The sequence below is a fragment of the Stenotrophomonas sp. TWI273 genome (genome assembly GCF_039674765.1).
Lineage (GTDB): Bacteria > Pseudomonadota > Gammaproteobacteria > Xanthomonadales > Xanthomonadaceae > Stenotrophomonas.
In genome coordinates, this window is sequence record NZ_JBDJOA010000038.1 from 1 (window position 1) to 6,509 (window position 6,509).

Annotated in this window: 8 protein-coding genes; 4 read left to right on the forward strand and 4 right to left on the reverse strand. The window is 67.0% G+C overall.

Features of this window, described 5'->3' with window-relative positions; translation table 11 throughout:
* Nucleotides 1–79 precede the first annotated feature (79 nt).
* The 3 genes from ABE571_RS18680 to hflK form a co-directional block, all read right to left on the reverse strand.
* Nucleotides 80–265: a DUF2065 family protein gene (locus ABE571_RS18680; RefSeq protein ID WP_121038863.1), complete on the reverse strand. Its 186-nt coding sequence runs from the start codon at nucleotides 263–265 to the stop codon at nucleotides 80–82.
* Between the two features lie 69 nt (nucleotides 266–334).
* A complete protein-coding gene (locus ABE571_RS18685; RefSeq protein WP_019186091.1) occupies nucleotides 335–1,198 on the reverse strand; it encodes a protease modulator HflC in 864 nt (287 codons plus the stop codon).
* The gene (gene hflK, locus ABE571_RS18690; protein WP_259259501.1) at nucleotides 1,195–2,316 is read right to left on the reverse strand and encodes an FtsH protease activity modulator HflK; all 1,122 of its coding nucleotides are present in this window, start codon (nucleotides 2,314–2,316) and stop codon (nucleotides 1,195–1,197) included. Before hflK ends, ABE571_RS18685 begins: the two co-directional genes overlap by 4 nt.
* A 221-nt stretch (nucleotides 2,317–2,537) precedes the next feature.
* On the opposite strand from hflK, the gene ABE571_RS18695 reads away from it, so the two are divergent.
* Complete coding sequence (locus tag ABE571_RS18695; protein ID WP_346494382.1) at nucleotides 2,538–3,533, forward strand: YhdH/YhfP family quinone oxidoreductase; 996 nt, start codon at nucleotides 2,538–2,540, stop codon at nucleotides 3,531–3,533.
* An 89-nt stretch (nucleotides 3,534–3,622) separates the two neighbouring features.
* Nucleotides 3,623–4,006, forward strand: a complete 384-nt coding sequence (gene pilH / locus ABE571_RS18700; protein ID WP_313210920.1) for a twitching motility response regulator PilH — start codon at nucleotides 3,623–3,625, stop codon at nucleotides 4,004–4,006.
* 123 nt (nucleotides 4,007–4,129) lie between these two features.
* On the opposite strand, the gene ABE571_RS18705 is transcribed toward pilH, so the two are convergent.
* Nucleotides 4,130–5,026 carry a DnaJ C-terminal domain-containing protein gene (locus tag ABE571_RS18705; RefSeq protein ID WP_313210922.1) on the reverse strand — a complete coding sequence of 299 codons (897 nt, stop codon included), beginning with the start codon at nucleotides 5,024–5,026 and terminating at the stop codon, nucleotides 4,130–4,132.
* Between the two features lie 250 nt (nucleotides 5,027–5,276).
* Between ABE571_RS18705 and ABE571_RS18710 the strand changes: the two genes are divergently transcribed.
* Both ABE571_RS18710 and ABE571_RS18715 read left to right on the forward strand, forming a co-directional pair.
* Entirely contained in the window at nucleotides 5,277–5,759 is a 483-nt protein-coding gene (locus ABE571_RS18710) for a peroxiredoxin (protein ID WP_102788119.1), read from the forward strand.
* Between the two features lie 29 nt (nucleotides 5,760–5,788).
* Nucleotides 5,789–6,361: a ferritin-like domain-containing protein gene (locus ABE571_RS18715; RefSeq protein WP_102788120.1), complete on the forward strand. Its 573-nt coding sequence runs from the start codon at nucleotides 5,789–5,791 to the stop codon at nucleotides 6,359–6,361.
* Nucleotides 6,362–6,509 lie beyond the last annotated feature (148 nt).

Genomic DNA, 6,509 nt, shown 5'->3' on the forward strand with positions numbered 1-6,509 from the left:
CGGCGGGGCGCCCCGCCTCCCTCCGCCCCCCCCCCCCCCCCCCCCGGCCACTACCAACGAGCGCATGGCGGGAACCCTTTCAGTGCTTGAGCCACCACAGGGTAGTGAGGCCCGCCAGCAGGATCACCCCGCCCCAGGTGCGCAGGGCACTGCTGCGCAGCATCAGCAGCTGCTCGGCCATGCGCTTCCAGGCCAACGGGGCGGCGAACAGGAACAGGCCTTCGAGCACGGCGACCAGGCACAGGGCCGAGAACAGATCTTTCATGACATCTCCACAAACAAAACGGGGACCCGGTCTGCACCGGGTCCCCGTGGATGACTACCGCCTGCGGCCTCAGCGATCGCTCTTGAGGTACTGCAGGAACGGGTCGTTCTTGTCGAGCACGATCACGCCGTTGCCGTCGGTCATGGAGCCACGGTAGGCCTCCAGGCTGCGGTAGAAGGCGTAGAACGACGGGTCGGCCGAGCCGGCCTTGCCGTAGATGCGGGCGGCATCGGCATCGCCGGCACCGCGCAGCTGCTGGGCGTCGCGCTCGGCTTCGGCCACGATCACGGTGCTCTCGCGGTCGGCCTGGGCACGGATGGTCAGCGACTGCTCTTCACCCTCGGCGCGCAGCTTGGCCGCTTCCTGCTTACGCTGGGCGCGCATGCGCTCGTACACATCGTTGATCACCTGGCTGTCGGTCGGCAGGTCGATCTGCTTGATGCGCAGGTCGATGATCTGCATGCCCAGCGCCTTGACCGACTCGTTGATGCCGGTCAGCTGGTTGGCGATCAGTTCGCTGCGATCCCCGGACACCAGCTGCTGCAACGAACGCGAGTTGATCTGGTTGCGCAGGGAGTCGGTGATGATCGGGGCCAGGCGGGCATTGGCCACGCGGGCATCGCCGCCGGTCGCACGGAAGTACGCGCGCACATCGGAGATGTAACCGATGGCGAAGAAGTCGACGCTGACGTCCTTCTGCTCGGCGGTGAAGTAACGGGCCGGGGCGGTGTCGAGCACCTGGAAACGGCGATCGAACACGCGCACCGTTTCCACCAGCGGCACCTTGAAGTGCAGGCCCGGCTTGATGTCCGCACGGACCACCTTGCCCAGGTTCAGCACCATCGCGGTCTGGTCCTCACGGACCACGTAGACCGAACCCAGCAGGCCGAGCAGGACCGCTACGGCCAGACCAATCCACAGTGAACTTCTCATCGGCTGCCCTCCTCACGACCGGTCGGGCGCGTCGTCGGACGCTCCGCATTGCGAACGCCATCCACGGCCGTGCTGGCAGGCAGCGACGGCAGCATGACTTCCGGGGTCACCGCCGGAGCGGCATTGGTGCTGGTGCGGTTGTCGCCCGGCATCGGCACGTAGATCAGCTGGCGGCCATCGCCACCGATGATCTTGCGGTTCTCCGAGAGCACCTTCTGCACCGTTTCCAGCCACAGGCGCTTGCGCGTGACCTCCGGGGCGTCCTTGTACTGGACCTGCAGCAGGCTGAAGCGCTCGGCATCACCCTCCGCCTTGGCGACCACGGCCTGCTTGTAGCCTTCAGCAGTGGTCCGGGCCCGTGAGGCCTGGCCGCGCGCTTCCGGAACCACCTTGGCCGCGTAGGCCTGGGCTTCGTTGATCAGACGCTCCTTGACCTGCTGGGCACCGTTGACCTCATCGAAGGCCGGCTTGACCTCCTCGGGCGGGCGGGCATCGGGCAGGGTCAGGCCGGTCACCGACAGACCGGTGCGGTAGCTGCCGAGCGAGGCCTGCAGGCGCTCTTCGGCGGCCACGGCCAGCGGGCCACGGTTGTTGAGCACGTTGTTGAGGTCGGCACGACCGACCTGCTCACGCACCGCGCTCTGCGCGGTCTGTTCCAGCACCTGGTCGGCATCGACCGAGCCGAACAGGTACAGGCGCGGATCGTCGATGCGGTACTGGACGTTGAGCGAGACGTTGACGATGTTCTCGTCGCGGGTCAGGACCGGCACCTGGCTGCTGAACGTCTTGATCTCGGTGGCATTGACCTTGGTCACCGATTCCAGCGGCCACGGCAGCTTGAAGTTCGGGCCAGGCTGCAGGATGCGATGGAACTGACCGAAGCGCAGCACGACGCCGCGTTGCTGTTCGCCGATCAGCTGGAAGCTGGAGAACAGCAGCAGCAACACCGCAGCCACTGCGACCCACCGCAGGATGCCGCCATCGAACAGGTCTTTCAGCGGACCGGGCAAACCGCCCCAACCGCCGCCATTGCCGCCACCGCGAGGACCGAACGGCCCACGTCGATTCTCGTCGGGGCCTTGTCCGCCCTTGTTGCCGCCGGGTGTATTCCAGGCCATGCACGCTCCATCAAGGTAAGGTTGCCTGCGGGCCACTCCCGCACCGTCAACCGTTAAAACGTTAAATCGCTGTCGATTCTACTAGATGGGGCAGATCGACAGGATTGGAAGGGGGCACGCATCTCGGGGAACGATTCATAACCGCCTCCGCGACCGTCCGTGAGGGTCCCCGCGCGCCGGAGCAGCGGGTAAGGTGGTGTTTTCCCCCGTCAGGCATCTTCATGGCAATTCCCGACCGGTTCAACGCTTTCCGCATCCACCAGGACGATACCGGCTACCACGCCGGGCTGGAACCGATCGGCCTGGACCAGCTCAACCCCGGCGAGGTGGTCCTCCGCGCGCACTGGTCCTCGGTCAACTATAAAGATGCGTTGGCCGGCACCGGCAAGGGCAAGATCCTGCGACGCTTCCCGCTGGTCGGTGGTATCGACGTGGCCGGCACGGTGGTCGCTTCGACCGACCCGGCCTACCGCGAAGGCGATGCGGTACTGGCCACCGGCTGCGGGCTGAGCGAGACCCGCGATGGCGGCTACAGCCCGTATGTGCGCCTGGCCGCCAGTGCGGTGATCCCGCAGCCGACGGGACTCACCCCGCGTGAGGCGATGATTTTGGGCACGGCCGGCTTCACCGCTGCGCTGGCCCTGGTGCGGATGCTGGACAACCGGCAGACCCCCGCCCACGGACCGCTGGCCGTGACCGGGGCGACCGGCGGGGTCGGCTCGCTGGCGGTGGACATCTTCACCCGGGCGGGTTTCGAGGTGCACGCGATCAGCGGCAAGGCCGACCAGGCCGACTACCTGCGTGGACTGGGTGCCCGCGAGGTCCTGCCGCGGGATGTGCTGGCGACCGCCCGGCCGATGGAATCGGCGCGCTTCGGCGGCGGCCTGGACAACGCCGGCGGCGCGATGCTGACCAGCCTGCTGGCCCAGACCGTGCCCTACGGCTCGGTGGTCAGTGCCGGCCTGGCCGCGAGCCCGACGCTGGACATGACGGTCATGCCCTTCATCATCCGCGGCGTGTCGCTGATCGGTGTGTCGTCCTCCAGCGCACCGCGTGATCTGCGCGAAGCGGTCTGGGCGAAGCTTGGCGGCGCCTGGAAACCGGCGCATCTGGAGACGATCTGCACGGGCGAAGTCGGGCTGGATGGCCTGCCGGCGGCGTTCGATACCCTGCTCGCGGGCGGCCACCACGGCCGCACGGTGGTACGAATCGACTGAGCGTGGCAGCCGGGCGACGGACGGCACGCCCGGCGCTTCACGACGGTGCGAGGCCCGCACTACACTGCGGGCATCACACGGGGAACACCATGGCACGCATTCTGATCGTCGACGATTCACCGTCGCAGCTGTTGGGGATACAGCGGATCGTCGAAAAACTCGGTCACCAGATCCTGACCGCCACCGATGGCGCCGCCGGGGTCGAAACGGCCAAGGCCGAACTGCCCGATCTGGTGCTGATGGACGTGGTGATGCCCAACCTCAATGGTTTCCAGGCGACCCGCACGCTGGCGCGCGACGCCTCGACCAAGCACATTCCGGTGATCCTAGTGACCACCAAGGACCAGGACACCGATCGCATGTGGGGCATGCGTCAGGGCGCCAAGGCCTATATCACCAAGCCGTTTTCGGAAGACGAACTGTCCGAGGTGCTGGAGCGCGTTTTCAGCCACCAGGAACCGCCGACGGCGTGAGCTGATGGCACGGTGAGCCGACCAACGGTCGGCTTCTACCGCCAAGGCAATCGCGGCCGCCCCGGTAGACACCGACCGTTGGTCAGTGCGCAACGATGACCCGGACGCCGCGCACCACCTGCCTCAGACCTTCTCGCCAAATGCCTTGGCCAGCGTCTTGTACGCTTTCTTCTGCGCCTCATCGGTCGGCGCCGGCGCAATGATCTCCAGCTCCACGATCTGATCGCCATCCGGGTTGCCCGGCAGGCCGCGGCCACGCAGGCGCAGCTTGCGGCCGGCATCGGACTCGGCCGGCACCTTCAGCTCCACCGCACCGCCCAGGGTCGGCACGCTGATGCTGGTCCCCAGCGCGGCCTGCCACGGGGTCACCTGCAGGGTGTACAGAATGTTGCGGCCATCCACCTCGAACTGCGGGTGCTCGGCGTATTCCACTTCCAGCAGCAGGTTGCCGCCACCGGTGCCCTGCCCGGTCAGGCGGATCACCTGGCCCGGGCGGATGCCCTTGGGCACGCGCACATCCAGCTGCTTGCCGCCCACGTTGATGCGCAGGCTGTCGCCCTGATAGGCCGCTTCCAACGGCACCGACAGCTTGGCGCGGGTATCGCGGGTCGGCTGCGGCCCCTGGCTGGCGCCGCCGAAGCCACTGGCGCGACCACCGCCACCGCCGCGCTGGCGCGCGAACAGGCTCTCGAAGAAATCGCTGAAGCCGCCGCCACCGGCGCCGCCCCCGAACACCTCTTCGAAGTCATAGCCCTGGCCACCGCCATAGTTCGGCGGGGTATGGAACTCCTCGCCGGGCCGGTAGCCCTGCGCCTTGAGCTGGTCATAGGCCGCGCGCTTCTGCGGATCGCGCAGCGCCTCGTAAGCCTCGTTGACTGCCTTGAATTTGTCCTCGGCCCCGGCTTCCTTGCTCACATCCGGGTGGTACTTGCGCGCCAGCCGGCGGTAAGCGGTCTTGATCTCAGCATCGCCCGCGGTGGGTTCCACCCCGAGCGTGGCGTAGTAATCCTTGAATTCCATCCAAACACCTCGACTAAGTTCGGCCACCCGCGTGGGCGGGCGCCGTCCGCGCAATTCTAGCCGCTGCGGACCGGCCCACCGTGACGCCGGGCGCGAATGATCCTGCGCAATGCGGCGGACATCCCAGCCGGCTACGCTGCCCCGGTAGCCCGCCTCTCCCGCTCCAGATGGGTCTGCACGTCCGGTTTTCAACGTGTTGACATGGCCATCCCATGCCCCTCACTACCCTGCCTGTGTCCAAGGAGTCCGTATGACCATCCACGTTGGCGACCGCATTCCCGAAGTCACCCTCAAGCGCATCCGCGAGGGCATGGAGACCATCGACACCCATGCCCTGTTCGATTCGCGCAAGGCGGTGCTGTTCGGCGTGCCCGGCGCATTCACCCCGACCTGTTCGGCCCGGCACCTGCCCGGCTTCATCGAGCAGTTCCCCGAGTTCCGCCACCGCGGGATCGAAGTGTTCTGCATGGCGGTCAACGATCCGTTCGTGATGAAGGCCTGGGGCGAGAGCCAGCAGGTGCCCGACGGCCTGCAGCTGTTGTCCGACGGCAATGGCGAGTTCACCCGGGCCCTCGGCCTCGAGATGGATGCCAGCAGCTCCGGGATGGGCATCCGCTCGCGCCGCTTCGCGCTGTACGTCGAAGACGGTGTCGTGCGCGAAACCTTCATCGAGGAACCCGGAAAATTCGAGGTGTCTTCGGCCCAGTACGTGCTGGAGCATCTCCCCCGCTAGACCCACGCAACAGAGGAACCCGGCCAGCCATGTCAACGCCAGCCAAGAACACCCCCAACAACGCCCGCCCGCCGGGCATCAGCGACACCGCCACCCTGCGTGCCAAGGCCCGCAAGGACATCGAGGATGGCGCGATCACCGACAGCTACAGCGCCGACCGCAAGGCGGTGATCAAGCTGCTCAACGATGCGCTCGCCACCGAGTACGTCTGCGTGCTGCGCTACTACCGCCATTACTTCATGGCCAAGGGCATGCTCGCCGATTCGATCAAGGCCGAGTTCCTGGAGCACGCACAGCAGGAACAGGCGCACGCCGGCAAGCTGGCCGAACGCATCGTGCAGCTGGGCGGCGAGCCGGATCTGAACCCGGATACGCTCACCGCGCGCTCGCATGCCGAGTACAAGGAAGGCAGCGACCTGCGCGACATGGTCCGCGAGAACCTGATTGCCGAGCGCATCGCGATCGACAGCTACCGCGAGATGATCAACTTCGTCGGCGACAAGGACACCACGACCAAGCGCATCCTCGAAGAGATCCTCGCGCAGGAAGAAGAGCACGCCGACGAATTCGCCGATCTGCTGGACGGCTGGATCGGCGAGTAACGCCAGCCGCATGCCGACTCTTGGCCCTGTAGTGCCGGCCGCTGGCCGGCTCCTGACGCTGTAGTGCCGGCCGCTGGCCGGCTCCTGACCCTGTAGTGCCGGCCGCTGGCCGGCTCCTGCAGCATCCGAACGGCGTGCAGTGCCGGCC